The 26,527-nt window shown below is 35.3% G+C and carries 25 protein-coding genes, 2 pseudogenes and 1 other annotated feature; of the genes and pseudogenes, 22 read left to right on the top strand and 5 right to left on the bottom strand.

Annotated features, from left to right (window positions below; translation table 11 throughout):
- The first annotated feature begins 15 nt into the window (after positions 1-15).
- The 5 genes and pseudogenes from H8R91_RS00870 to H8R91_RS00850 all read left to right on the top strand — a co-directional run.
- Positions 16-432 carry a hypothetical protein gene (locus tag H8R91_RS00870; protein WP_186934510.1) on the top strand — a complete coding sequence of 139 codons (417 nt, stop codon included), beginning with the start codon at positions 16-18 and terminating at the stop codon, positions 430-432.
- Positions 433-499: 67 nt separating this feature from the next.
- Complete coding sequence (locus H8R91_RS00865; protein WP_186934509.1) at positions 500-985, top strand: hypothetical protein; 486 nt, start codon at positions 500-502, stop codon at positions 983-985.
- Between the two features lie 13 nt (positions 986-998).
- Positions 999-4,085: a dockerin type I repeat-containing protein gene (locus H8R91_RS00860; RefSeq protein ID WP_186934508.1), complete on the top strand. Its 3,087-nt coding sequence runs from the start codon at positions 999-1,001 to the stop codon at positions 4,083-4,085.
- 401 nt (positions 4,086-4,486) lie between these two features.
- A complete protein-coding gene (locus tag H8R91_RS00855; RefSeq protein WP_186934507.1) occupies positions 4,487-4,627 on the top strand; it encodes a hypothetical protein in 141 nt (46 codons plus the stop codon).
- A 27-nt stretch (positions 4,628-4,654) separates the two neighbouring features.
- Positions 4,655-5,200, top strand: a pseudogene (locus tag H8R91_RS00850) (IS30 family transposase); the annotation flags it as partial.
- 245 nt (positions 5,201-5,445) lie between these two features.
- Here H8R91_RS00850 and H8R91_RS00845 read toward each other — a convergent pair.
- Complete coding sequence (locus H8R91_RS00845; protein ID WP_186934506.1) at positions 5,446-6,351, bottom strand: LacI family DNA-binding transcriptional regulator; 906 nt, start codon at positions 6,349-6,351, stop codon at positions 5,446-5,448.
- A gap of 227 nt (positions 6,352-6,578) precedes the next feature.
- On the opposite strand from H8R91_RS00845, the gene melB reads away from it, so the two are divergent.
- Genes melB through H8R91_RS00820 form a run of 5 tightly spaced genes read left to right on the top strand, consistent with a single transcriptional unit; the run spans position 6,579 to position 12,969 of the window.
- On the top strand, positions 6,579-8,054 hold the full coding sequence (melB, locus tag H8R91_RS00840) for a melibiose:sodium transporter MelB (RefSeq protein ID WP_186934505.1): 1,476 nt from the start codon (positions 6,579-6,581) through the stop codon (positions 8,052-8,054).
- Between the two features lies 1 nt (position 8,055).
- Positions 8,056-9,336 (top strand): galactokinase, encoded by a 1,281-nt coding sequence (locus H8R91_RS00835; protein WP_186934504.1) that lies wholly within the window; start codon positions 8,056-8,058, stop codon positions 9,334-9,336.
- Positions 9,337-9,370: 34 nt separating this feature from the next.
- The gene (gene galE, locus H8R91_RS00830) at positions 9,371-10,363 is read left to right on the top strand and encodes a UDP-glucose 4-epimerase GalE (protein WP_178586092.1); all 993 of its coding nucleotides are present in this window, start codon (positions 9,371-9,373) and stop codon (positions 10,361-10,363) included.
- Between the two features lie 10 nt (positions 10,364-10,373).
- Positions 10,374-11,885, top strand: coding sequence for a UDP-glucose--hexose-1-phosphate uridylyltransferase (gene galT / locus H8R91_RS00825; protein ID WP_186934503.1), 1,512 nt, complete (start codon positions 10,374-10,376; stop codon positions 11,883-11,885).
- Positions 11,886-11,901: 16 nt separating this feature from the next.
- Positions 11,902-12,969, top strand: coding sequence for an aldose epimerase family protein (locus tag H8R91_RS00820; protein ID WP_186934502.1), 1,068 nt, complete (start codon positions 11,902-11,904; stop codon positions 12,967-12,969).
- Between the two features lie 155 nt (positions 12,970-13,124).
- Here H8R91_RS00820 and H8R91_RS12005 read toward each other — a convergent pair.
- Positions 13,125-13,402: pseudogene (locus H8R91_RS12005) on the bottom strand (hypothetical protein); the annotation flags it as partial.
- Between the two features lie 213 nt (positions 13,403-13,615).
- Here H8R91_RS12005 and H8R91_RS00815 point away from each other — a divergent pair.
- From H8R91_RS00815 to H8R91_RS00780, 8 genes are all read left to right on the top strand, one after another.
- Positions 13,616-13,891 (top strand): helix-turn-helix domain-containing protein, encoded by a 276-nt coding sequence (locus tag H8R91_RS00815; protein WP_186934501.1) that lies wholly within the window; start codon positions 13,616-13,618, stop codon positions 13,889-13,891.
- Between the two features lie 30 nt (positions 13,892-13,921).
- Positions 13,922-14,176 carry a hypothetical protein gene (locus H8R91_RS00810; protein WP_186934500.1) on the top strand — a complete coding sequence of 85 codons (255 nt, stop codon included), beginning with the start codon at positions 13,922-13,924 and terminating at the stop codon, positions 14,174-14,176.
- Positions 14,177-14,504: 328 nt separating this feature from the next.
- Positions 14,505-15,695 carry a WYL domain-containing protein gene (locus H8R91_RS00805; protein ID WP_186934499.1) on the top strand — a complete coding sequence of 397 codons (1,191 nt, stop codon included), beginning with the start codon at positions 14,505-14,507 and terminating at the stop codon, positions 15,693-15,695.
- A gap of 211 nt (positions 15,696-15,906) precedes the next feature.
- Positions 15,907-16,449 carry a hypothetical protein gene (locus H8R91_RS00800; protein ID WP_186934498.1) on the top strand — a complete coding sequence of 181 codons (543 nt, stop codon included), beginning with the start codon at positions 15,907-15,909 and terminating at the stop codon, positions 16,447-16,449.
- Between the two features lie 6 nt (positions 16,450-16,455).
- Complete coding sequence (locus H8R91_RS00795) at positions 16,456-17,358, top strand: hypothetical protein (protein ID WP_186934497.1); 903 nt, start codon at positions 16,456-16,458, stop codon at positions 17,356-17,358.
- Between the two features lie 222 nt (positions 17,359-17,580).
- A complete protein-coding gene (locus H8R91_RS00790; protein ID WP_186934496.1) occupies positions 17,581-18,327 on the top strand; it encodes a metallophosphoesterase in 747 nt (248 codons plus the stop codon).
- Positions 18,328-18,401: 74 nt separating this feature from the next.
- Complete coding sequence (locus H8R91_RS00785; protein WP_186934495.1) at positions 18,402-18,980, top strand: metallophosphoesterase; 579 nt, start codon at positions 18,402-18,404, stop codon at positions 18,978-18,980.
- A 366-nt stretch (positions 18,981-19,346) separates the two neighbouring features.
- Positions 19,347-19,817 carry a low molecular weight protein-tyrosine-phosphatase gene (locus H8R91_RS00780; protein WP_186934494.1) on the top strand — a complete coding sequence of 157 codons (471 nt, stop codon included), beginning with the start codon at positions 19,347-19,349 and terminating at the stop codon, positions 19,815-19,817.
- Between the two features lie 93 nt (positions 19,818-19,910).
- Here the strand turns inward: H8R91_RS00780 and H8R91_RS00775 are convergent, their stop codons facing one another.
- The 3 genes from H8R91_RS00775 to pheS form a co-directional block, all read right to left on the bottom strand.
- A complete protein-coding gene (locus tag H8R91_RS00775; protein WP_022233969.1) occupies positions 19,911-20,108 on the bottom strand; it encodes an alpha/beta-type small acid-soluble spore protein in 198 nt (65 codons plus the stop codon).
- A 224-nt stretch (positions 20,109-20,332) separates the two neighbouring features.
- Positions 20,333-22,699, bottom strand: a complete 2,367-nt coding sequence (gene pheT / locus H8R91_RS00770) for a phenylalanine--tRNA ligase subunit beta (RefSeq protein ID WP_186934493.1) — start codon at positions 22,697-22,699, stop codon at positions 20,333-20,335.
- A gap of 14 nt (positions 22,700-22,713) precedes the next feature.
- Entirely contained in the window at positions 22,714-23,766 is a 1,053-nt protein-coding gene (gene pheS, locus H8R91_RS00765) for a phenylalanine--tRNA ligase subunit alpha (protein WP_022233971.1), read from the bottom strand.
- 41 nt (positions 23,767-23,807) lie between these two features.
- Positions 23,808-24,025, bottom strand: a binding site (T-box leader).
- A 105-nt stretch (positions 24,026-24,130) separates the two neighbouring features.
- Between pheS and H8R91_RS00760 the strand changes: the two genes are divergently transcribed.
- From H8R91_RS00760 to H8R91_RS00745, 4 genes are all read left to right on the top strand, one after another.
- Positions 24,131-24,667 carry a DUF6106 family protein gene (locus H8R91_RS00760; RefSeq protein WP_186934492.1) on the top strand — a complete coding sequence of 179 codons (537 nt, stop codon included), beginning with the start codon at positions 24,131-24,133 and terminating at the stop codon, positions 24,665-24,667.
- Between the two features lie 3 nt (positions 24,668-24,670).
- Positions 24,671-25,540 (top strand): NAD(P)H-hydrate dehydratase, encoded by an 870-nt coding sequence (locus H8R91_RS00755; RefSeq protein WP_186934491.1) that lies wholly within the window; start codon positions 24,671-24,673, stop codon positions 25,538-25,540.
- 66 nt (positions 25,541-25,606) lie between these two features.
- Positions 25,607-25,819, top strand: a complete 213-nt coding sequence (locus H8R91_RS00750; RefSeq protein WP_207722713.1) for an Lrp/AsnC family transcriptional regulator — start codon at positions 25,607-25,609, stop codon at positions 25,817-25,819.
- Between the two features lie 113 nt (positions 25,820-25,932).
- Positions 25,933-26,439 (top strand): hypothetical protein, encoded by a 507-nt coding sequence (locus H8R91_RS00745; protein ID WP_022233974.1) that lies wholly within the window; start codon positions 25,933-25,935, stop codon positions 26,437-26,439.
- The last annotated feature ends 88 nt before the right edge of the window (positions 26,440-26,527 follow it).

The raw sequence follows: 26,527 nt of genomic DNA, 5'->3' as shown, positions 1-26,527 counted from the left end.
AAGGTGGTTTTTTTAATGAAAGGAAAAGGATTACTTAAAGTCGTTGGTATTTTAATGATTATCGGCGGTGCACTTTCTATTATCATGAGCATTATTGCCATTGCAAGTGTAGGTACTTTAACTTACTTAGCAGACGGCGACCTTTCCTCTGTTCAACTTAATCCGACAATAATTTATACTTCATGTGTTGTTATGATTCTGGGTTCGGTTGCTGAGCTTATTGCAGGTATCATTGGTGTAAAAAATTGTGCAAAGCCCGAAAAAGCAACCTCGTGCTTAGTGTTCGGTATTATTGTTGCAATATTTAATTTACTCGGCATTATTATTGGTGCGGTTGGCGGTAGTGGCTTTAATTTCGTGTCACTCATAATAGGCCTTGTATTACCTGTACTCTTTATTGTTGGTGCGGTAATGAATAAGAAGTCTAACTGATAGAAAATCACAAGGCAGATGTGTTTTTACTCATCTGCCTTTATTTGTTTTATAGAATATTATTATTTTGAAAATGAAAAAATCGGTTGTGATTTTATTGTGTATACTCAATATATTTTTATTTAACAGTTGCAAAGATAAAAACAAATCAACTTTTTCACCTCAGCTTGAATATATAAGCATAAGTTGTAACCATTCAAACTATAATTATTGTTATAGCTTTACAGCATACACAAAAGACAGTAAGGCTTACTTTTCAGCAGATTGTACCATTGAGAATTTTGAATTAAGCGGTAAGCATATAGAATTTGAAAATAAAAAAATAGCTTATAATGAGTTTTTAAAAATTCAAAATTTCGCAAAAAAAAATAATCTTTATAATTTATATAGCAATCATAAAAATATACCATACGATGCTTGCGACATAACTACATACTCAATCACGACAAAGTGGGAAAATCAGCAAGAACTTACAGTATCGGATTATAGCTTTGATACTGATATTCAAAACTATTTATATTTATTAGCAAAAAAATATTGCAATTCAAAATAAAGGAGGAAAAAATATGAAAGCAAAACTCTCAAAAAAACTGCTCAGCATTGGGCTTTCGGTACTTATGGCTGTTTCTGTATTGCCATTGTCGCTTATATCAACAAATGCAGTAACCTGTAACATAAAAATCAGCAATATTACCTACCCACGACCTGACGCAAAACCTGATCATAATATTAAATACAGCGGTAATTTAAAGTACGAATTACTTGGTACAGTTTGGAGTTCAGACAACGACAGTATTAGTGCTTCAATTGAACCAAAAGAATTTGAAAATTTCTATAAAACTCTTTTCGGTTCAATGAGTGATCAACTGAGTGAAGAAACGAATGACCTTCCAAAGTTTGTTGATACAGAAAGTTATTATTTTTATTCTATGTTTGTTGTAAGAAATCAAACAATACCATATGGAATGCAAGCAGATGTTGAATTTTATGATACAGATAACAATTTGCTTGAAGGATCGGAAGAAAGAATGTTTATGCCTGTATCCACATTGAAAAGTCAGCTTCCGGATGATACTTATATTGATCCCAATTATCTTTCCGATAACGATACTGTTTTATTATGTGCGACAAAAAGAATTATTTGTTCTCCTAAAGACCATATCCACACAAGCGGAGCAAAGGCATATGACATTTTTGAGCATTATGAGTTATGCAAAACCTGCGGTAAAAAAATGCTTGATACGGTTTATACTCATAGCGAATCATCTTATAAAGGAAGAGAGCATTGGTATGTTGACAAGCAGCCTACCAATACAACAGATGGCAGATGGTATAAAAAATGCAGCAACTGCAATTATGAATTTGATTCACTTACAATTCCAAAAAGAAGCAATCAGATTATTGTTAAAAGCTATGACGAGCTTAAAGCCGCACTTGCAAAAGGTGGAAAGCAATGGATTACTATAAATTTTACCAATAGTTACAATGGCTATGAAGTTATAGAAGACTCAAAACAAAATAATGAGTTATGCTTAGATGATCCAAAAGCTGAAATTACTATTAATATGAATAAATTTAAAATTTCAAGGGAAACCCTTTATGATGATTGTCTTTTTAACATAAAACGTGGTAGTCTTAGAATACTTCAGTTTGATACTTCAAGTTTAAACGATAACAACACTACATTCAGTTTTTTCTCAGGAAACAATAACAGATGTATATTTAATGTTGCAAAGGGTGCAAGCCTAAGATTGAGCAATATATCGGGTGTAGCAAGAAGCACAGAGTTTTACTATGATTTTCCTTGCGTTATTTCAAAAGGAAATCTGCAAATAGACGGTGGCATATATACAACATATACTGAAAAGCCGGCTATAAACATTACGGGAGGCAATGTCACCATTAACGGCGGTAAATTTGAAGCAACATCAAAAGGCCCTGTAATCGGTACTTTAGTTAAAAGCGCTTACGAGAATGACTATAAAAATATAACTATTAATAACGGTCATTTTGGCGGACTGTATAATGCGTTTGTATTTGATGAATATACAACCGCTACAATTAACCAAGGTAACTTTGAATATGATGACTATTATGAACGTAAACAGGCATTTGGCGTTGTAGCAAACGGCGGTAAACTCACAATCAACGGCGGAAACTACTATGCCAAAAAAGCTGCTGTTGAAGCAACAGATATGCAATCATTTAACATTAACGGCGGATATTTCAAACTATTTGATGAAAATAATTATAATTTTGAAGGTGCTGTGTGCATAAAAACAACATTAGATTATGATTATCTCCCCGTTATCTCAGGTGGCACATATGTAGGCTCTTACGGAATTACTTTCTTGCAAAAGCCCAAAATAACTGACCAATGGTTAGCAAGAAGGGTTGATTTTTCAAATGTAATATCTTCAAAGTGCAAAGTATATGATGACGAAAAAAAAGTTGACATAAATATTGTATCAAACTCATTAGGTAAAAAATATCTTCAAATAATAGCTCCAAATCCGGTTATTACAACTCAGCCCACAGACGGGTATTCTCCAAACCTTGGTGACACTGTTACCTTTTATATTAATGCAACAAATGCAGACACATATAAATGGCATATTATTGATGAAAATGGCAGAGAAATTGACTGGCTCTATATATTAACCAACGGATACGGTGAGCTTTTCACATCATCCGGAGGCAAAAAATTATTTATTACCAAAGTCAGCGACTGGCTTAACGGCAAACAGATATACTGCGATGCTATAAGTGGCAATAATACCGTACATTCAAATATAGTAAATATCAAAATCGACAAAAAGCTCAAATATATGAACGATATTTACTTTGACAATTTTGATGATATGTGTAATAACAAAACAATCGGTGATTACAAAAAGCCTAAAACCTCCGAAAATGCACTATACACGATTGGCGAAGTAGAGTGGGCAAAGTACGGAAAGCGTCTTGATGACAGCTACAAAATTTCTATAGGCGAAAAACTGAGTCTTGCACTTGAGATTATTCCAAAAAGCGGTTATGAACTGAACAACAACATTTACGGAAGAGTAAATGGCATAGACAGCGTAGGCACATTAAAAAGAGCAAACGGAAAAAGGTATATGATATTTGACATCAATGTTAGCGTGCCGGACAAATACAAAACCCAGAACATTGAGGTTAATATTAAAGCTCCAACAGTTGGTGCTGCACCTGCCAAAACGGCAAGTTGCGTTGCCGGCAATGTAAATATCAACAAAATTGAATGGTCACCGACTGACAGTAAATTTATAAGCAATAAATCCTATACAGTAAAAATTGAGGTTACTCCTATTTATGGATGGGGCGATATTGAAACAGTTACGGCAAAGGTAAACGGCAATAATGCTAAATTCATAAAAGAAGGCGGCGGAAAAAATAAGAAATATTATATTAGCTATACATTTGATAAACCAAGCGATGTTCTCCTTGGTGACATTGACGGTAACGGAACGCTTTCTATTCTTGATGTTACATTAGGTCAAAGATACCTTACCGGTGATGTGGTACTTTCAGAAACTCAGAAACAAGCGGCGGATATAAATTGCGACGGTCAGATTAATGTAAACGATATGACTCAAATTCAGATTGTAATTTCAAGTGGTGCTGGATTATAAATACAAGAAAGCAAATCGAAATCTATCACAATAATGATTACGGATATGAACAGATTTCAAATCTCACCAACCTATAGCAAATACAAAGAAAAAATATTAATTCGAGTAGTTAGTTGAAAGCAGTCGCAAAATCGGTGAATTCAAAACTTCCAATGCAAAGCTGTTTCTCATCAAATTACAGGAAGAAGCTCGAGTACAATAAAAACAGCACTCACATCATTACGGTGTGAGTGCTGTTTCTGTCTGATGTATTTTATGTGATAAAGGTTTTGCTTAGGAAAAATATGTAAGAAAAAATACACTTTCTAAATTTGTATGGACAGTACAAAAAAAGACTATCTAAAATAGATAATTAAATTTTAAGCAACAAACTGATTTCGTTTTTTTAAGCGGAGTCAGTTTTGTCTTTAATTGAATACAATATCTGTTTCTATTCTTCTGATGAAATGGTATGTACCAAAACACTTTACAACTATGCGGATTTAGGATTACTGCCAATCGAAAACATAGATTTACCGGAAAAGCTGAAAAGAAATATCTAATCCTCAAGCACTCGAAAAAGCAGAAAAAAACTGGGCAAAAGTATTGAAGAACGCCCCGAAACAGTGAATTTAAGGGAAGAATTCGGTCACTGGGAAATAGACAGTGTGCTTGGTAAAAAGAAAGATACAGAGCCGGCCATAATGACAATAGTCGAAAGAAAAACACGAATGTCTTTGTGGATAAAAATAAAAGATCATTCATCAATGGCTATTGATGAAGCCCTACAAAGTCTGATTAATCGCTTTGGAACTAAGAAATCCGAAGTGTTTAAAAGTATCACAGGTGACAACGGTTCTGAGTTTGCCAATCTATCGAACATAGAAAATAACGGAATATCCGTGTATTTTACTCATCCATACACATCTTGTGAAAAAGGAACTAATGAATGTCACAACAAAATGTTAAGACGGTTCATTCCTAAAGGGAAAAGCATAGATGACTATAGTGCAGAAGATATACTCTTCTTTTCTGATGTAATCAATGAACTGCCAAGAAAAATTCTTAACTATCACACACCGAGGAACTGTTTGATAATCGATTGGACAGAATATATGCTACTTAAATGTTTGTGATAACATTTCTTATTGCGATAACTCCAAAATTTCTGCTTCAGTGAATATGATATTTTTATTGTTTCAACTTGCTATTGCAATTTGCGATTATAATTTATTATAGCATATAATCGTTTAATAACGACGATAATTATAATTTTTTAGGTTTTGCACATGAGTTGCGAACTTTTATTGGACAAGGCAGATAGACACGCATAGGAGAAAGATAATCGGTGCTTTTAGATTTCATCATATTCAAAATAAATCTAATGCCTAATGCCGTAAATACCCATTGCATATACAGGTGCGTTTACCGTAGTGAGCGGAGGGTTTGTATATCCCGAAAGCTCCGTGTTATCAAATCCCATAACAGAAATATCCTCAGGAATTTTGTAACCGTTTTCTTGCAGAGCTCTCATTGCACCGATTGCAATAGGATCGCTTGCCGCAAAAATAGCTGTGGGGAGATTTCCTTTGCTGATCATTTCTGACATCATTTTATAACCGGATGATGTTGAAAATTTGTCCTGCATAATAAACCCATCATATTTAATGTTTAGTGCATCGCAAATGTCTGTGAAAGTGTTGAGTCGTTTATCAGGAAATATCGTTCCGTCCTCAAGCTGTTCAATGCCTCCGATAAAGCCAACTGTTCTATGTCCTAAATCATATAGATATTTAATTGCATCGGACACTGCCTGACGAAAGTCGAGCGATACGGATGTGATTTCAATATTCTCAACGGTCATATCAAGAAAAACAATTTTATTATTCAATGAATGCAGTAATTTTATTTCTTGTTTACTAAACTTCCCGAGGCAGATTATGCCATCAACATCGCAGAGTACATTCTGATAGTCATTGTCTGTTTTAAATGTTCGTACAATACTTATATTATTTTTTGAACAGTAGTCCTCGATACCCTGTCTCATCAAAAAGTAATAATTATCTTCAATTTCCTGTTTGAAAGAGAACCATTGTAGAATTCCAATGCGACATGAAGGTGCTGATGTAACCCTTTTTTTCTTTACATAATTAAGTTCTTTAGCTGCTGCAAATATTTTTTGCTTTGTTTCAAGCGAGGTGCTGAGGGTAGCGTCGTTATTAAGCACTCTTGAAACAGTAGCAACTGATACATTTGCCTTTTTGGCAACATCTCTGATTGTAGCCAATTGAATCACCTCACTACCATTATAGTGAAATATTACCAAAAAATCAAGTCGTGTTTAGTAAAAAACGGAGAAGCAAAAATGTTTACCAAAAACTATTGACAGTTTACGAAACAAAAAGTATAATTTAGTTAACATAAAAACAAAAGAAACATTATTATTAAATAATAGCGAAATCTTTTGTGCAGGTTGTCACGGCGTTTCATTTAAAATTAAAAGGAGGAAAAATTATGAAACAGACATCATCACAACCAAGACTTGATGGCAAAATCCCAGGTAGAATCAAATACACCTTTGCTTTTGGTGCCCTCGGCAAAGATATGATTTATGGTATGATTGCCACATTTTCAATGATTTATTTCACAGACATCATCAAGGTCAACCCGGTATTTATCGGCGTAATGTTCTTTGTTGCAAAGTTATGGGATGCCTTTAATGATTTGTTTATGGGTATGATTGTTGATAACACACGCAGCAGATGGGGTAAATTTATTCCATGGCTTGTAATAGGTACGCTGGTTAATTCAATTATATTTGTTGTTTTATTCACAGACTTCCACCTCAATGGCGTTGGACTTTGCGTATTTGCAACAGCAGCTTACATACTCTGGGGTATGACTTACACAATTATGGATATTCCTTATTGGTCAATTATTCCTAACCTCACTTCAAATCCTGAGGAGAGAGAAAAAGTTTCGGTACTTCCGAGAATCTTTGCAAGTATCGGTCAGTCACTTGTTATTGCAGGCTTTGGTGTTCAAATTATTGAGGCTCTCGGCGGCGGCACAACAAATCAGGCAGGTTATCACAGATTTGCAATCATAATTGCAATTGTATTTATTCTTACAATCGGTATTACAGTAATCAATCTTCCGAAAAAGAGAGATGATTCTGTTCCGGAAAAGAAAGTTAAGTTTAAAGATATTTTCTCAATCATCGGCAAGAATGATCAACTTCGTTGGGCAGTAACTCTTATCTTCCTTTACAACATCGGCATTCAGTGCATTATGGGTGTTGCTACATATTATTTCAAATATGTTTGCGGCAACGCAGGAATGATGTCATCATTTATGATCAGCGCATCAATCGCAGAGGTTGTAGGTCTTATCGTATTCCCTAAGGTTGCAAAATTTCTTTCAAGAAAAACTTCGTTCCTTCTTGCATGTCTTTTACCTGCATTTGGTCTTGTAATGCTTTTGCTCGTAGGTATTTTTGCTCCGCACAATGTTGTGCTCACATCAATCTCAGGTGTTATTGTAAAACTTGGTACAGGTCTTGAACTTGGTTGTGCAACAGTATTCCTTGCAGATGTTGTTGATTACGGTGAATTTAAGCTTGGAACAAGAAATGAAGGCGTTGTATTCTCACTCCAGACGCTTATCGTAAAATTCACAGCAGCTCTTACAGCACTCGGTATTGGCGCGGCACTTGGAAGCACACAGTATATTCCGGGACAGGAACAGTCATTTGCAACAGTAGCATCAATCAGTACACTTATGTGCATTGTTCCTGCGGTTTGTATGCTTATTGCTTATGTTGTTTACAGAAAGAAATATAAACTCAATGACGGTATGATGAAGAAGGTTATAAACACAATCAGTGCAAGAAGAGAAGGCAAGATTGATATGACACAACAGCTTGATGAAAGCGGTAACACAGAGCCTTCTATGTTCCTTCCTACAGTTGCGGAAAAGGCAGGTAAATAAAATGATTGATACTAAAACAGCAATTGAAAAAATTACAAACGGCGAATTTGATAATCTTTTCACTGATATATATATAGATTCATCAATGATTGATTATCAGAAAAAAAGATATGTTCATGCAATTGAGCAGTATGAAACAATTTATTGCCCTGATAAAGTAGCAATATTCAGTGCTCCCGGCAGAAGTGAGGTTTGCGGTAATCATACAGATCACCAGCATGGAATGGTGCTTGCAACATCCATTAATCTTGATACTATTGCTGTGTCGGCCAAGAATAACAATGATGTTGTAAGATTTGTTTCTGACGGTTATGATATGATTACTCTCGATATAAATGACCTCGAAGTTAATAATGATGAGGCAGGCACAACGGTCAGCCTCATCAGAGGTGTTCTTCGTGGACTTAAGGATCATGGATACAAAATTGGTGGATTCAATGCTTATGCAACAAGTGATGTACTTGTTGGTGCAGGACTTTCATCGTCAGCAGCTTTTGAGGTAGTTGTCGGAACTATTATTTCCGGTTTATATAATGATATGAAAATAAATTCAGTTGAGATTGCTCAGATTTCTCAGTATGCTGAAAATGTATTTTTCAAAAAGCCGTGCGGACTTATGGATCAAATGGCTTGTTCAGTCGGAGGAATGGTTAACATTGACTTTAAAGATCCGACAAAGCCAATTGTTAAGAAAGTACCTACCGAATTTGAAAAATATGATTACAGTCTTTGTATTGTTGACACAAAGGGTGATCATGTTGATCTTACAGATGATTATGCTATGATTCCATCGGAAATGAAAAAGGTTGCAAATTTTCTTGGAGAAGATTATCTGAGAGATTGTGATTCAAACGAATTTTATATTCACCTTGACGAAATTCGTGAGGCTGTTGGCGACAGACCGGTACTTCGTGCAATTCATTTCTTTAATGAGGAGCATAACGTTAAAAATGCCGTTTCGTCACTTGAAAACGGTAAGTTTGTTGAATTCCTTGACGCAATCAGAAAATCCGGTAATTCATCGTTTAAGTATCTTCAGAATGTATATACAACAAGAGATATTCAACATCAGAACATCTCGGTAGCCCTTGCACTCAGCGAAAGCCTTCTTCGCAATTACGGCGTGTGCCGTGTTCACGGCGGTGGATTTGCAGGTACAATTCAGGCGTTTGTCAAAAATGAATTTGTAAGTAATTACAAAGAATTTATAAATAAAATTTTCGGAGAAAACTCATGCCATGTTCTCAAAGTGAGAAAATACGGCGGAATAAAAGTAATGTAATTTTGTAGGTTTTGTTTTTATTAAGGAGGACAAAATGAAAATTCTTGTTTTAGGCGGTGCCGGATATATCGGTTCGCATACAGTTTACAGACTTATTGAAAGCGGTAATGAGGTTGTTGTATTCGATAACCTTGAAACAGGTCATATCGAGGCGGTTCATCCCAAAGCAAAATTTTATAAAGGTGATCTCAGAAACAGAAGTGAAATTGACAGCGTTTTTGATAAAGAAAAAGGTATTGATGCTGTAATTCATTTTGCAGCCAATTCACTTGTCGGTGAAAGTATGACCAACCCTCTCAAATATTATGATAATAACCTCAACGGCACAAAGGTTTTGCTTCAGTCAATGGTTGCTCACGGAATTGATAAGATTGTATTTTCATCAACAGCGGCAACATACGGTGAGCCTGAGAGAACTCCTATTCTTGAAACCGATCCGACAAATCCGACAAACTGCTACGGAGAAACAAAAAAATCCATGGAGAGAATGTTCTATTGGGTTGAAAAAGCACATGGTTTAAGATATGTTTCTCTCAGATATTTCAATGCATGCGGAGCACATATCAGCGGAAAAATCGGTGAGGCACATAATCCTGAAACCCACCTTATTCCGATTATTCTTCAAGCGGCACAAGGTACCCGTGACCACATAAGTATTTTTGGTACTGATTATCCCACATCTGACGGAACTTGTATTCGTGATTATATCCATGTCACTGACCTTGCACAGGCTCATATTCTTGCAGTTGAATATCTTATGAAGGGCGGTAAAAGTGATATATTCAATCTTGGCAACGGTGTAGGTTTTTCTGTCCGTGAGGTAATTGAAAAAGCAAAGGAAGTTACACAGAAAGATATTAAGGTTGTTGAAGAAAGCAGAAGAAGCGGCGATCCTGCTGTATTGATTGCGTCAAGCGATAAGGCGAAAACTGTACTTGGCTGGAAACCTGAGTATGATGATCTGGGAACAATTATTAAAACAGCGTGGGAATGGCATTCAACACATCCAAACGGCTATAGTAAGTGAGGCGGTATTTATGAAGAACAGCGTTTACGGCTTAATATTAAGACTTGTTTCATACGGAATCAATACAGGGCTTATTGAAAAAGAGGATATAATCTACACGCAAAATAGGCTTTTGTCGTTGTTCCATATGGATGAACCCGATGACAATTGTACTTGCCTTACAGCAGATAACGAGGATACTCTTGAAGAAATTTTGTCGGGACTTCTTGATTATGCATACGAAAAAGGAATCATTCCCGAAAATACAGTAACATATCGCGACTTATTTGATGTGAAACTTATGGCTTCACTTGTTAAGCGACCGTCAGAAGTAATAAGAGAATTTTGGCAGAATTATAGCGTTTCTCCTAAACTTGCAACCGATAGCTACTATAAATTCAGCTGCGATACCGATTATATAAGAAGATATCGTATTAAGAAAGACTTAAAGTGGAAAACATCAACCGAATACGGTGATATTGATATCACTGTAAATCTTTCAAAGCCTGAAAAAGATCCGAAAGCTATTGCAGCGGCAAAACTTCAAAAACAGTCGGGCTATCCGAAATGTTTGCTTTGTAAGGAAAATGAAGGATATGCCGGAAGAGTAAATCATCCTGCAAGAGATAATCACAGAATTATTCCGCTCACCATTGACGGAGATAACTGGTTTATGCAATATTCTCCGTATGTTTATTACAATGAACATTGTATTGTGTTTAACGGTGAGCATACACCAATGGTAATCAATGATTCTACATTCAGAAAACTGTTTGATTTTATTTCACAGTTTCCGCATTATATAATCGGTTCGAATGCTGATTTACCGATTGTAGGCGGTTCAATACTTACACATGAACATTTTCAGGGTGGCAGATACAGCTTTGCACTTAATAGGGCAGAGGTTGAAAGAAAGTTTATTGTTAACGGCTTTGATGATGTGGAGTGCGGAATTGTAAAGTGGCCTATGTCAGTTGTAAGATTGACAGGTAAAAACAAGGACAGCATTATTTCATTATCTTCTTATATTCTAAAGAGTTGGAGAGCGTACACGGACGCAGATGTTGGCATTTTTGCCGAAACAGATGGTGAAATTCACAACACTATCACTCCGATTGCTTTTACAAAGGATGGAAAATTTGTTATTGACCTCGTTCTCAGAAATAATATTACAAGTGAAGAGCATCCTCTGGGAGTATTTCATCCTCATGCGAATTTGCATCATATTAAAAAAGAAAATATCGGCCTTATTGAAGTTATGGGACTTGCAGTATTGCCCTCAAGGCTTAAAGATGAAATGGCTATTTTAAAGGATGCTATTCTTAATCACAAGGATGTAAGTGAAATTCCGAAAATCAGCAAACATTCCGAGTGGGTAAATGAATTTGTTTCGCAGTATGATGAAATCAATGAAAATAATGTTGATTCAATAATTCAAAATGAGATAGGAAAGGTGTTCCTTAATGTTCTTTTGGATGCAGGTGTATTCAAAAGAACTCCTGAAGGACAAAAGGCGTTTGATAAATTTATAAAGACTCTGTAGTAAAGGAAGTGCTAAAATGTCAAAGGTAAGGGTAGTGAATTTTGAACCTACATCCAAAGGTGAAAACACTCATCTTTATACAATAGAAAATAACAGCGGAGCAAGCGTGACATTATGTGATTTAGGCGCAAGTGTCGTTTCGATAAAAGTTCCCGACAAAAACGGTAGTATTAGAGATGTAGTTCTCGGCTATGAGCACATTGACGGTTATGAATTTGACGGAACATACTTCGGTGCTACTGTCGGAAGATGTTGCGGAAGAATTGCTTACGGCAAGTTTACTCTTAACGGAGAAGATTATCAGCTCTCTGTAAACAATGGGAGTAACCATCTACACGGCGGATTTAACAACTTTAGCCGCAAAGTGTGGCTTGCGGTAGTTGATGATAAAGTTCCAAATACAGTTCTATTTATGCTTGATAGTCCCGACGGTGATGAGGGCTATCCCGGAAATATGAAGGTCTTTGTACGCTACACCTTTGATGATGAAAATGCACTTACGATAAAATGGTCGGCAGTTTCTGACAAAGACACAATATGTAATCTAACCAATCATTCATATTTTAATCTTAACGGACATAAAAGCGGTAAAGTTACAGAAAATCACAAGCTGAAAATAAATGCAAATTCCTTCATACCGATAAATTCAAACCTCAATCCCACAGGAGAGATAACTCCCGTTAAGAATACATCGTTTGATTTTACCGAACCCAAGTTAATTGGAAATGGTATTGACAGAAAAAACAAGCAGATTGGTTTTGCAAACGGTATTGATCATATGTTTGTGCTGAATCATTCTGATGAAGAATTTGTGCTTGCAGCCGAAGCTGAGGGTATTGATAGCGGAATCACATTAAAATGCTATACTTCTCAAAAAGGTGTTCATGTATATACAGCAAATTATGTCGATGTTTTGTCCAATATGGGAAAGGATTCAGCAACATACGGAGAAAATCCAGCGTTTTGTCTTGAAACCCAGGGCTTTCCCGATGCTGTAAATCACAAGAATTTTCCTACGACAATATTAAAAGCAAACGAAAACTATACACAAACTACAAAATATATTTTTGGTATAAACAAATAAAATGAGCTGATTTCTAACTCCTTTAAAAATAAAATCTCTCTAAAATCAAGGACCACCTATTTTTCTTGGGTGGTCCTTAATTTTTAATCTATGAGGATGTTTCAAGTTTTACAGTATTACACTGTCTTAAACATATTCTGTTTTAGCGGTTATGTGCCGAGCTGTGGAATAAAAGCAGTGCGGATAAGCTGTGAAAGTGTGTCAGAAATATTATCATAAAGAATACTGAGTGCGTCATAATTTCCGCATTTTACAAGACTTCGTGCACCGCCAAATCACTCATGTGGTTTTGCGGTAAATTTTGTAACTGTACAATTCTGCCTGAAAATCAATCTGTTCTGTTTGCACCGTAAAGCCGGGATATTCCCCTTGTACGGCTGTTTTTACAAACTACATTTTTCATTGCCGTATATTTCTTAGCGCTGTTTTTGCTTTTATATTAAAATACGCTTAGGATAGATTTCTTTACCCTCCGCATCAAATTCAAAATTTTCATTACCTAAACTTTTTAAAAAATAATCACTTTTCCCTAATATTTTATCGCAGATTGTAAAATGAAGATGAAACAATAAAAAAGAATATCCATAGAAACGATTTCGTAGTAGAATTAAGTTACCACACAAAAATCCGAAAGAAAATCGTCACTATGGATATGCTTAATTTTACACCAAAGCACAAGAAAGGTCAACACTTAACAAGAGAAGAACGCTACTATATATCAATCAGGCTTAATATAGACCACTGGTCGGTTTACAAAATAGCCAAAGAACTTCATCGCCCATACAATACAATCAATAAAGAATTAAAGAGCGTAACGGTGTATTTGTATAACGGCAAAGTCAAAAGGTATAAACCTGATATTGCTGAACAGAAATACAAAGACAAGAGAATAAACAGTAAAAAGAATTACCGTTGCCTTTAATGTGTTGAATTTCTCAATTATGTAGTCGAAATGTTTACCAAAAAAGGTTGGTCGTTAGATGCCAGTGTCGGATATGTCAAAGAAAACAATCTGTTTTCTTCTGATGAAATGGTATGCACTAAAACTCTTTACAACTATGTGGATTTAGGTATACTGCCAATCAAAAACATAGAGTTGCCTGAAAAGCTTAAGCGAAACACCAAATCCTCAGCACTCGAAAAAGCAGAAAAATACTGGGCAAAAGTATTGAAGAACGCCCCGAAACAAAGGAAAGAGCATGAGTGATTATAAGACGGAAGACATACTATTCTTTTCAGATGTAATCAATGGACTGCCAAGAAAAATTCTTAACTATCACACGCCTGAGGAGCTGTTTGAAATTCAGTTAGATAGAATATACGCTACTTAAATATTTGATACAACATTCCTTACTGCGGTGACTTACAAATATCTACTTTAATGAACATGATATTCTTAAAAAATTGTTTCAACTTGCTATTGCAATTTGCGTCTAAAATCAATTTGAAAATTTTAGTAAATAGGTATATTATAATATAAATAAAGCGAAAATTATCTAATAGAACAGTTCAACAGGCAGAAAGGATACAAAGAAATGAAGTTGACAGAACAAGAATGCATAGATTTTATAAAATCCACAAATGGAACTAAATTTGAGCCCTCCGAAATAAATGAAATCTATGCCATAATGGAAAAAAAATTCATTTCAGAAGGAAGCCCACTACCTACTAAAGGTACATTAGTAAGAAATCTACGCAGACTGATTGGCGAGAATACAGAAGAAATAGATAAGTACATAGATAAGGATATAGTAAAAGAGGACAAGAATTATGAATATGGTTACAAAATTATAAGCGATAGTAAGATAGGATTCAAGAGAACAAAGCGAGGAAAGAAAATCATTGGATACTGGTATGAAAAAGAGTTGGGAGAAATAGCTGAAACTGTAGATATTCCAACTTTTGCAAAGTATTTAGCAGATTCTGTTACATATTCAAAAATATTGGGTCCGGCAATCAAACGGGAATATTATGTTGCACTGAGCAAAACTTTTGGACAAGGTGCTGTGAATGAGGCAAGAGATTTTGAAGAAGAACTTTTCGAACTAAATAATTCAGATATTGATGGAAAAATTGACGAAATTGATGTTATGGAAAATGTATCGAAAATACAACAAGCTATTAATAAGCATAAGAAAATTAAATTCAAATTAGCATTCTATGATTATATTAATAAGAAAGTAAAACTTAATATTGGTAATCAAGAAAGATGTGTATCTCCATTTCGGATTATGATGAATAATGGTAGATATTATTTGATGGCATTTATAGGAAAAAATGTAAAGAAATTTTATTATTTCCGAATTGATTTAATGTCAGAAATTACAGTTATGGATAACGAAGGCAGTGTAAAACCTGTTGTAGAGGAAAGTAATAACCCCCTAAAATTTATTTATTCAAATCCGTATTTTTATTCTGGTAAAAAAGAAACTATCGTGTTAGGATTTAAAGCAGATCAACTTACACAGATTTTTGACTGGTTCGGAGCGACAAAAGATGATGATTTAAATCAAAACGGTTTATATGAAATTCAAGGCGAATACAAGTCAGAAAATGTAAAAATGCTGAAAATAAAATTTCCCAATATAAATGTGAATGCATTTTCATTTTGGGTAATGCAATACATCGAATGTATAGAAATTTTAGAAGGGGCTCAGTTAAAAAAGATAGTAATAGAAAGAATAGAAACAGCATTGAAAAAACTCAAAAAAGATAAATCAGAATAATGATATAAGGCTGTTGTGGTATAGATAAAAGGAATCTATTTTGCACAACAGCTTTTTTATTGCAGTGGTCTGTTTAGAAAAACAACTTGGACTTTAAAGGAAAAAGAAGTATTTGTAACTTTTTTAGTTAACGAGTATCGCTTCTATAATTTAAATCAAAAAATGATTTAAAATTATTATAATTAAGTATAAAAAGGTAGAGGTGGTACCAATGTTAAAAAAAGAAATTAAAAAAGTAATCCTGCAATATTTAAAAGAAAAGAATATTCCATTCAGATATCTGAATGAAGAAAACAGACCTATAAAAATAGAATCGTTAGACACATTGTATCTATTCACAGAAATTCCAGAAATATTTAGTGGATGTGTTGAAACTTGTGTTCGCTTTAAAGATGAATATTTGTACTGCCAGTCTTACTATGGCCAGCCAGTTGTACATAATAAAGAGGAAGCAATACGAGCAGCGAGGATTATTAATTACCTTAATATGCATCTATCGTACGATTGCAATTCCCTTTATGAGCATACATTCATCATGGATGAAACAGATGGTGATGTTTTTAATGGCTGTATGATGCGTTATGAGATTTTCTCTCAGCATTTTCAGGAATCTATGAACCACATTCTTAATTATAGTGTGCAGCAAATTCTTGATGTATATAAACCCATTTTTTATTATGTCCACAGAGCCTGGGATTACCATCGAGCAACTAAGGTTGCCATAGATCAAGAACTAATGGGAAAGAAAGGATAAGAAATAATGAAAAGAGAACAGTATGAACAAACGAAAGATTACACAAACGCATTGGAGCTTTTAAGCAATTTTGTGGAGGAAATTTTAGCTGGAGATGTCGAAGGTCTGAGGACGTATTGTCTTGATGAACTCTCAAAGTTTATTGGAGATATTGATCCTGATATGACACTAATAATGAAGGCAATCTATATCATTTTGTGGGGTGATATTTATGACTTGAGCTTTGAAAATATGGGACCTTGGAACATGGAAGGAACTTATGCTTTTCGCGGGGATACAATGAATTCGTTCGGCTCCTTGATAGGTAAAAAAAGCATAGAAAATGATTTCGCATACCGAGCAAAACTGTTTGGCGCAGACAAAGATCTTGAACTGTGGTCAAAAATAAAGGAATTTGAGAAAACTTACCATTGGGTAGGAAATTTCATTATAATCCCTAACCGAAGTACAATAAAATACGGAATAAACGGTGCAAGAGCATGTTACTATAACAGCAACGATTGCGAGGGAATGAGAGATTACTTTGATTGGTTCTTGTTAGCCATCAAGAAATATCAAGATAAAATAAAAGCTGATGATAATCATTTTACAAAATTTGAGATGCAATTAAACCGTAATCAAGAATATGACCCAGCTTTTTTAGAGATCAATAAATGGGAAAAACGATTTTTCTTGGAGGATTATTTTGAAAATGGACAGCCCAAATTGCTTTTTTGTACGCCTTTAAAAAGGAGATTGTTAATAACAGCAGAGAGTCAAGATCGTAAAGGCGAAAGCTATTATCAAGATCAGGAATATTTAAACATTCTGAGGGATTATCTGCTAAAAGCCACAAATGTGATTAAATATCGCTCGAATAAGATTGTTGATTTTCTAAAAAAAGAATTACAGAAAAACAAGGCAATATAATTTAAAATGCTGACAATATTAGTCCATAGGCATATGTTTATAATTTTTGAAACAAAAATATCACTATGTTGATTTATATGCAAAGAAGATTAGAAATTTTATAATAGAATGTGTAAATAGATTGCTAAAAACAAACTGAGCAACTACAGTTGAAAGAAATTGAGATGTATGAGTATGAATTTTAAACTATGCGAGTGAAATTAATATTTTGGAGGTAATTTTATGGCTACATATGTTATTTCAGACATTCACGGGCAATATAATATGTTCTTGGACTTGCTTGATAAGATCAAATTAAAGGATACTGATACGCTTTATATTTTAGGGGATATACTTGACAGAGGACCTCATCCCATTAAGGCACTTATGAAAATCATGGAAATGCCAAATACTATATGCCTGGCAGGTAACCATGAATATATGGCTTTACAGTGCTTGCCTTTTCTTATGAAAGAAATTACTGAGATGTCAATAGATCAGTTAAATGAAAAAATGCTAAACAATTTGGTGATATGGCAATGCAACGGAAGCAAGACAACACTCGATGAATTTCGTGCTCTGGATCTTGATATGAAATATGAGGTTATAGATTTCTTAAACGATTTGCAATTATATAAAAAATTGACCGTAAACGGTAAAAATTATCTGTTGGTTCACGGTGGTCTTGGCAATTTTAGTCTGGAAAAAACTTTAGAAGATTATGAAATAGAGGAACTTGTTTGGAGCAGAGCAAAATATGATGTTCAGTATTATGACGATGTGAATCTTGTAACAGGACACACTCCAACGCAGAAAATTAAAGGGAATCCAAGACCTGGATATGTTTACAGAAAAAATAATCATATTGCGATTGATTGTGGATGCAACTTAAAAAACGGTCGATTAGCAGCTGTTTGTTTGGACACCGAAGAAGAATTCTATGTTGAAGGCGAAAATAATAATGGTATATGTGTTTCAGCAAATTCATAACCGTATAGCTTTTAAATAAAAACATAGTGATTTTAAATGACACCCTAGAAAAATAAAGGAACTTAGAAACGAAAATGAATTATTATATTAGCGATTTACACTTATTTCAAGAAACTTCAATTAGATTTGATGAACGACCGTTTAAAAATCTGGAAGAGATGCATGAAATAATCAAAAAAAAATGGAATTGCAAGGTAAATAATGGAGACAAAGTATTCATTCTTGGAGATATAAGTTGTCGAGGGAAAAATGAAAATCTTATTTCGTACATATCCACATTAAAAGGGCAGAAAATACTTATTAAAGGAAACCATGATGATGTATCAGATTATAGATATCATCAGCTATTTGCAGACATGTGTGATTATAAGGAAATCCATGATTCTGTGAAAGATAAAAACTACAATCTTGTATTATGCCATTACCCTATTTTCAGTTGGAAAAAGATGGGGAAAGGATCTATTCTTCTATACGGACATACGCACAATAGTGCTGAGGATAAATATTATCAGAAGTGTCTGTATGAAATGATTTATAATGATTGCAGACATGTTTATAAAACAGAGGTTAAGGCTATTAATGTTGGATGCATGAAACCGTGGATGAAGTATGAACCGCGTTCATTAGAGGAGATATTGCAATGGAGAAAATAAAAAACAATATTATTCAATAAAAAAAGTCTAAAATTCAAGTTCCAAAGTTGTGACTAAAAGGTTTTTATGCTATAATAAAATCATCTTTTAAACCCATTAACGATAGCTTGAATTGGTGAATTATAACAAGCAAAAATCCATTTTGCACCCCCTTGCTTAAAAGCTATCGTTATACGGTTGATTTTGAAAGTAGTCTGCACCCCCTTAACTGACTACTGTTTGACTACTTTTGAAAAATTCAATATGCCACATTTTGCCTTGATTTGCGTGTTTTGAGAAAATTTTAAAAGTGATACTCATTCCTGTTATACTCAATTCACCCTTGCAAATCACGGCATATTAAGGCAAATCGGGAGGAATTTTGTTATGATAAGGATAATGTTTGTGTGCCATGGGAATATTTGCCGATCACCTATGGCGGAATTTGTAATGAAAAAAATTGTTGCGGATAACAAGCTTGCCGATAAATTTTTAATTAATTCATCTGCGACAAGTACGGAGGAAATCGGCAACGGTATTCATCGTGGAACAAAGGCAAAATTAACAGAAATGAACATTCCGTTCACCTCACACCATGCTGTGCAGATTACCAAAGACGATTACAAAAATTATGATTACATAATTGCTATGGATTCTATGAATTTGCGCAATTTACAGCGGATAGTCGGTTTTGACAATGAAAAGAAAATTCACCGCCTGCTTGAGTTTACCAATTATTCACGAGATGTGGCAGATCCATGGTACACAGGCAATTTTGATGTTACTTACACCGACATTGACAATGGTTGCAGAGCACTTTTGGAGTACATAAAAGAGCATAATTTGAAAATCAACTGATATTTTAAGAATAATATTGCATAATAAACATCGGAGCATACAGCTGTTGCCATATGCCCCGATATATTTTTATGATTTATTTATTAAATCAAATTATTTCATACTGTTTTCGTATGATTCAATCATCTTTTTAACCATCTGTCCGCCTACCGAACCGGCTTCTCTTGAGGTTAAATCGCCGTTATAACCCTGCTTGAGGTTTACGCCTACTTCGTTAGCACATTCCATCTTAAAGCGTTCCATTGCTTCCTTTGCCTGTGGTACATTAAGCTGATTGTTATTGCTTGACATATTGGTTTTCTCCTTTGTTAATTATTTTTTAGTTAATTTTATATTTTAAGCGTCAGGTTCAACCTCTTGATTTCCTTCCGCAATAGTATTGTTTGCGGTAGTTTTCTTTTTATAATATGTAAATTTTTCATATATTTTATTTTAAAATTATTTCTTTTACTGTCAATATAACAACACAGCAAAACCGACCGTAAAATTTAATTACGGTCGGTTGTTTTAATTTATTATCTTAAATTTGCACCGATTTTTGCAAGTTCTGCAATGATTTCGTCCATTACAGTCTGAACCTCTGCTGATGAGAGAGTTCTCTCGGCTGATGAAAATTCAAATCTGATTGTGATACTGTGTACTGTGTCTGTATCGTAGGTATCAACAATTTTTGTACCCTTTAAGATACCCTCGCCCTTTCCGATCCAGCACTTGCTTAGATCCTCAAAGAAAAGTTTTTCAGGAACAACCACACTAATATCGTAATCAATCGGCGGGAATTTTGACGGCTCATCGTAAACTATCGGAGCGGTCTGTGCATCGGTAAATGCATTCATATCAACCTCAGCAAATACCACGCTTGCTTTCTTGTCAAGCTTTTTGCCCACAGTCGGGTGAACAATACCGATTGTACCGATTTCCTCATTGTCAATCATAATTGTGTAGAGGTTCACAGGGTGTTCATAGCTGTGTGTCGGCTCTGCTTTCTTAAAGCCAAGCGATTTGTGCTTAATGTCCTCTGAAAGTACAACAAGCATATCTCTAAGCTCAAAGTAAAGTGTTTTAATATCCTTAACTTTGCTGAAAAGTGTGATTGCAAGTTTTTTCTGCTCAATGCAAAGGTTGTTTTCGTCAAGGCCTTTTACAACTCTGCCAATTTCAAAAATACCGAAATCATTTGAATACGAAGTATTTGACTTAACCTGACAAAGCTGTGTAGGAATAATTGAATTTCTGATTGTTTCAATGTTAGGGTTAGTAGCGTTTGCAAGCTTAACATTGTTTTCAACTTCAATGCCAAGTGCTTTAAGCTCGTCGTTATATGCCCATACATATGAATGGACTTCATGAAGATTATATCTCTGAACAAGAATATCCTTGATTTTATCTTCATTACTCTTTAACTCGCCTGTTCTTACAGGATAAAGAGGTGAACGGGTTGTATGGACGGCAAAGTTATCATAACCGTAAATTCTTGTGATTTCCTCAATGATGTCAGCCTTGATTGTAACATCCTTTGTAGCTCTCCATGACGGAACGGTTACTGTGAAATCATCACCTGCAAGCTGCACACCGAATCCGAGGCTTTCAAGAGTTTTTACGATTCTTTCGTTGCTGATTTCAATACCTGTATAGCGGTCAACAAATGCCTTGTCAAATTCAAGAGTAATCTTTTCATAGTGGAAAGCATACTCGTCTGTAAGGCTTGAAACCACCTTAATATCGCTGTCATATGTCTTTAAAAGTTTAACAAATCTTGCGATTGCAACAGTTGTCATTTCAGGGTCAAGACACTTTTCGTAGCGAATAGATGCGTCTGTTCTGTGAGCAAGTCTTACTGTTGACTTACGAACCGATACTGCATTAAATGTAGCAGACTCAAGAGTAAGAGTTGTTGTATCGTCAACAATTTCCGAATCAAGACCTCCCATAATACCTGCGATTGCAACAGGAGTATTATCGTTACAAATCATAAGTGTATTTTCGTCAATGTTTCTGTCCACACCGTCAAGTGTACGGAATACAAAAGGCTTGTCAAAACGCTTAATACGAATTTTCTCTACTTTTCTTGAGTCAAAAGCGTGCATTGGCTGACCCATTTCGAGCATAAGATAGTTTGTAAGGTCAGCGAGGAAATTAATACCACGAAGGCCGCAGTAATAAAGTCTGATTCTCATATTTACAGGGCTTACATTTCTCTTGATGTTCTCAACCTGCAAACAGCTGTAACGCTGACAAAGCGGATCTTCAATCTTCATATCAACCTTTGCAAGCTCATTGTACGGAGTAAGATCTTCAACCTCAAGCGGCTTTAATGCTCTGCCCGAAAGTGCGGCAAACTCTCTTGCAATACCGTAATGTCCCCAAAGGTCAGGACGGTTTGTAAGTGACTTATTGTCAACTTCAAAAACTATATCGTCAATCTGGTAAACTTCTTTAATATCTGTACCGTTTGCAACATCATCTGTGATGTCCATAATACCCGAATTATCGTCACTGATTCCGATTTCCGCTTCACTGCAGCACATACCGTATGAAGTATAACCTGCGAGCGGACGAGGTGCGATGGTAATTTCACCGAGTTTAGCGCCAACCTTTGCAAAAGCGGTTTTCATACCTACTCTTACATTCGGTGCACCGCAAACTACATCAACAAGTTCGCTTTCACCTGCGTCAACCTTGAGTAAGTGCAGTTTCTTAGAATCAGGGTGATTTTCAATTGATTTAATTTCAGCTACAACAACACCGCTTAATTCTGAACCCTTGAAGAAAATTTCGTTTTCCACCTCGGCTGTAGAGAGAGAAAACTGATGTATAAGCTCAACCTTGTCAAGTCCCGATAAATCAACAAAGTCTGAAATCCAGTTCATTGATAAAAACATTACTATTCTCCCCCTTACTTATCATCTGTAAACTGTGACAATGCCTTTAAGCTGCCACTGTTCAAATCTCTGATGTCTTTAATGCCGTACTTCATCATTGCAAGTCTTGTAAGACCAAGACCAAATGCAAAGCCTGTGTATTCGTCCGGGTCAATACCGCCCTCACGAAGTACATTCGGATGAATCATACCGCATGGGCAAAGCTCAAGCCAACCGCTGTGCTTACATGAAGGACAACCCTCGCCGCCGCAGATAAGACAACTGATATCAAGCTCAAATCCCGGTTCAACGAATGGGAAAAATCCGGGTCTTAATCGTACATTAATATCTTTTTGGAAAACTTCCGAAAGCATAGTTTTCATAAAGAAGATAAGGTTTGAAATTGAAATATTTTTGTCAACCATTACACCCTCCATCTGGAAGAATGTGTTTTCGTGACAAGCGTCGGTTGCCTCATTTCTGAAACATCTGCCCGGGAAAATTGCCTTAATCGGCACACCGTTTTCAATAAGGTTTTTACCGTATTTTTTAAGAATGGCGTTCTGTGCGGCAGAAGTCTGTGACTTCAAAAGCTGACCGTTATCAAGATAATAAGTATCCTGCATATCTCTTGCAGGGTGATGCTTAGGAATGTTAAGTGACTCAAAACATTCGTAATCGGTTACAATTTCAGAATAATCTTCTACAGTAAAGCCCATTGATTTAAAAATAGCCTCACACTGTCTTTGTACAAGTGTGATTGGATGATATGAGCCTTTTACAATATTTGACGGAGCGGTAATATCAAAAGGACGCATAGAGGCAATTTCTCTTTCTACCTCTTTCTTCTTAAGTTCTTCGATTTTCTGCTCAATCTTTTCGCTCGCCATAGCCTTAAGCTGGTTTACTTCAGAGCCAAAAGCCTTTTTCTCATCCGGAGAAAGATCTTTCATACCCTTTAAAAGTGCAGTAATACTGCCCTTTTTACCAAGATAAGCAACTCTGATCTTGTCAAGCTCGACAAGATCGGAAATTTCTGAAACCTTGGCGTTGATTTCGCCCATAAGGCTTATGATTTTCTCGTTCATACATACCTCCGTAAAAATAAAAATCCCTGCGTAATCACTTACGCAGGGACGAATAATATCCGTGGTACCACCCTGATTTTTGCTTAAAGAAGCAAACACTTCCCGACCTGTAACGGAGTCAGCCGTTGAAACCTACTGTTATTTCAGCCTCACCACTCGGAAGTGAACTTCACGCAATTTCCGCCGCACAATGCTTTCAGCCTTGACATTGCTCTCTTTTCGGCATAAAAAACGCTACTCTCTTCGTCAGCGTGTTATCATTAGTATAATATCATTTTCTTTTTGATTTTGCAATAGTTTTATTGAAAAAAAACGCTTATTATGTTATTATACTATTAATCTACTTAAAAAAGGAGTAAAAAAATTGGAAATATTTAACGAACAGCTTGTAAAAAGAGTTAAAAAGCCAAAACAGCTTATCATTAAAATTTTATCGGTAGCATTGCTTATAACAATTCCCGCCCTTTGCATTGCGCTTGCATATCCGCTCCAACTTGCTTACCTTATCTATGTGGCGTTTTTTATTTTCCTTATAGGAATATACATAGTTTGGTATGTTTTCAGTATTCAGCGTGTAGAATATGAATATTCGGTTTCAGGCGGAATTATTGAGGTTTCAAAGATTATTGCTCTAAGAAAAAGAAAAACAATGTGCAAACTGCAGATAAGCGACATTGAAATTCTTGACAAAGATGAAAAAGTAATTGATACAATGCGATTTGCTAAGCGCATTGAGGCTTGTGCCGATATTAATGACGAAAACAACTATTATGCTGTTTTTAATTCTGCGGCATACGGCAAAACTTTGCTTGTATTTGCGCCTAACGAGAAAATTCTCAATGCAATGAAAGGTCATCTTAAGAAAGACATTGTACTCAAGATTTTTTACAAAAGAGGCTAAATTATGAAAGAAACAGATAGATTGCTTTTTAATAAGGCTGTTTTTAACCGTCCCGATGACTCCAATAAAGGTACTCTCGGCAGTTTACTGTGCATTTGCGGCAGTTACGGAATGGCAGGCGCTGCAATTATGGCAGGTAAGGCAGCCTTAAGATGCGGAATCGGTTTATTAAAAATTGCCGTACCGAAAAGCATTTATCCTGTCTGTGCAACAAATATTCTTGAAAGCGTATATTATCCGCTTGAAGAAACTTCAAACGGTGTAATTTCAAGTAAAAACACCGATTTTTTGCTTGAAATGTGCGAAAAATCTTCTGCCGTATTAATCGGCTGCGGACTTTCGGTTTGTGATGACACAAAAAATTTAGTACAATCTGTAATTACAAATTGCGAAAAGCCGCTTGTGATTGATGCCGACGCATTGAACTGCATTTGCAATAAACCGGAAATTCTTAAAAATTTAAAAGCGCCTGCCATTATTACACCTCATCCCGGCGAAATGGCAAGACTTTTACATTCAACTCCAAAGACGGTTAATTCAAACAGAGAAAATACTGCGATTGATTTTGCAAAAAAATTCGGTGTAGTAACTGTTTTAAAAGGTGCGGGAACAATAATAGCATCACCTGACGGTGAAGTTTATATTAATCACACAGGCAATTCGGGAATGGCAACCGGAGGCAGCGGTGATGTCTTGTCAGGAATAATCGGCTCACTGCTTGCTCAAGGTGCATCCCCTATCAATGCAGCAGCGGCAGGAGTATTTCTTCACGGCACAATCGGCGACCTTGCCGCAGAAAAACTCGGTAAAATATCAATGCTGCCAACCGATATGATAGATATGATTCCAACAGCTTATTTGAAACTAATGTAAATTCAAAGTGCCACATATGAAATTTCAAAGTGCCAAAATGACACTTTTGAAAAAGAAAATGGCACTTTGGAATTATCTCTTGAAGATTTAGTAATCATAAAAGCGTTAAAAGAAAATCCGCAAATCACTCAAAAGGATTTAGCCGTTAAGGTAGGAAAATCAGAACGCTCTATAAAAAGGAAAACCGTACTTTTACAGGAAAAAGGCTTTATAAAGCGTGAAAGCGGAAAAAGAAACGGTAAATGGATTGTTTTAATTGACAATTCAAAAACAAATTGAAGATTGGCAGCATAGATAATTAAAGTTATTTATGTTGCCATTTATTTTTTGTATAAATAATTTTTGCCTTGCTTTTTACATATAATTAAGCAAAGACAGGAGTGTGGCGTAATATGAAAAAACTAAGGCTTTTTGTATTATTCTTCTTAATGGCAATAATTTTTTCTGCTTGCCAAAGTAATGAAGTTAAAAAAAGTATAATTACAAATTTTAATGCCGATTTTACGGCAAGCAAAGGAGATTTTTCGGCAGGAGGAAGTATAACGGCAAATGACGGTCAAACCGAACTTGTTTTTAACAAACCGCAAACTGTTGACGGGTTAAAAATCGGCAACGACGGAGGTGAAATATCCATTGAAATAGATGACTTAACAAGTACTGCAGACGAGGCATATTTGCCAAATGACAATCTTTTGCAACTTATACATTGTGTTGCAACAGAGATTTGTGACGGGAGAGAAATTCTTTATCAAAAAAATAATGAATCCGATACATATATACTGGAAACTTCAAAGGGCAAATGCACATATTCCGTAGATAAAAACGGATATATATTATCTGCGCAAATAAATTCTAAAAATTTTCGTATTGATTTCAGCAATCAATACGAGCTTGGTTAATAAAATGAAAACTAAAAGCCTTCACAATTTTTACGCCCAAAAATATTATATAGTAGCTGTATAAAAACTTTTGGAAAGGGAAAAATAT

It is taken from the genome of Ruminococcus intestinalis, from assembly GCF_014288065.1.
GTDB classification, from domain to species: domain Bacteria; phylum Bacillota; class Clostridia; order Oscillospirales; family Acutalibacteraceae; genus Ruminococcoides; species Ruminococcoides intestinale_A.
The sequence above is the reverse complement of the archived record's forward strand: the minus strand, read 5'-3'. Positions and strand labels throughout refer to the sequence as shown.

What these genes read in the sequence shown, in the direction of transcription:
- H8R91_RS00870 (WP_186934510.1), top strand. Translation starts at nt 16, where the DNA reads ATGAAAGGAAAAGGATTACTTAAAGTCGTTGGTATTTTAATGATTATC.
- H8R91_RS00860 (WP_186934508.1), top strand. Translation starts at nt 999, where the DNA reads ATGAAAGCAAAACTCTCAAAAAAACTGCTCAGCATTGGGCTTTCGGTA.
- melB (WP_186934505.1), top strand. Translation starts at nt 6,579, where the DNA reads ATGAAACAGACATCATCACAACCAAGACTTGATGGCAAAATCCCAGGT.
- H8R91_RS00835 (WP_186934504.1), top strand. Translation starts at nt 8,056, where the DNA reads ATGATTGATACTAAAACAGCAATTGAAAAAATTACAAACGGCGAATTT.
- galE (WP_178586092.1), top strand. Translation starts at nt 9,371, where the DNA reads ATGAAAATTCTTGTTTTAGGCGGTGCCGGATATATCGGTTCGCATACA.
- galT (WP_186934503.1), top strand. Translation starts at nt 10,374, where the DNA reads ATGAAGAACAGCGTTTACGGCTTAATATTAAGACTTGTTTCATACGGA.
- H8R91_RS00820 (WP_186934502.1), top strand. Translation starts at nt 11,902, where the DNA reads ATGTCAAAGGTAAGGGTAGTGAATTTTGAACCTACATCCAAAGGTGAA.
- H8R91_RS00815 (WP_186934501.1), top strand. Translation starts at nt 13,616, where the DNA reads ATGGATATGCTTAATTTTACACCAAAGCACAAGAAAGGTCAACACTTA.
- H8R91_RS00810 (WP_186934500.1), top strand. Translation starts at nt 13,922, where the DNA reads ATGTTTACCAAAAAAGGTTGGTCGTTAGATGCCAGTGTCGGATATGTC.
- H8R91_RS00805 (WP_186934499.1), top strand. Translation starts at nt 14,505, where the DNA reads ATGAAGTTGACAGAACAAGAATGCATAGATTTTATAAAATCCACAAAT.
- H8R91_RS00800 (WP_186934498.1), top strand. Translation starts at nt 15,907, where the DNA reads ATGTTAAAAAAAGAAATTAAAAAAGTAATCCTGCAATATTTAAAAGAA.
- H8R91_RS00795 (WP_186934497.1), top strand. Translation starts at nt 16,456, where the DNA reads ATGAAAAGAGAACAGTATGAACAAACGAAAGATTACACAAACGCATTG.
- H8R91_RS00790 (WP_186934496.1), top strand. Translation starts at nt 17,581, where the DNA reads ATGGCTACATATGTTATTTCAGACATTCACGGGCAATATAATATGTTC.
- H8R91_RS00785 (WP_186934495.1), top strand. Translation starts at nt 18,402, where the DNA reads ATGAATTATTATATTAGCGATTTACACTTATTTCAAGAAACTTCAATT.
- H8R91_RS00780 (WP_186934494.1), top strand. Translation starts at nt 19,347, where the DNA reads ATGATAAGGATAATGTTTGTGTGCCATGGGAATATTTGCCGATCACCT.
- H8R91_RS00775 (WP_022233969.1), bottom strand. Translation starts at nt 20,108, where the DNA reads ATGTCAAGCAATAACAATCAGCTTAATGTACCACAGGCAAAGGAAGCA.
- pheT (WP_186934493.1), bottom strand. Translation starts at nt 22,699, where the DNA reads ATGTTTTTATCAATGAACTGGATTTCAGACTTTGTTGATTTATCGGGA.
- pheS (WP_022233971.1), bottom strand. Translation starts at nt 23,766, where the DNA reads ATGAACGAGAAAATCATAAGCCTTATGGGCGAAATCAACGCCAAGGTT.
- H8R91_RS00755 (WP_186934491.1), top strand. Translation starts at nt 24,671, where the DNA reads ATGAAAGAAACAGATAGATTGCTTTTTAATAAGGCTGTTTTTAACCGT.
- H8R91_RS00745 (WP_022233974.1), top strand. Translation starts at nt 25,933, where the DNA reads ATGAAAAAACTAAGGCTTTTTGTATTATTCTTCTTAATGGCAATAATT.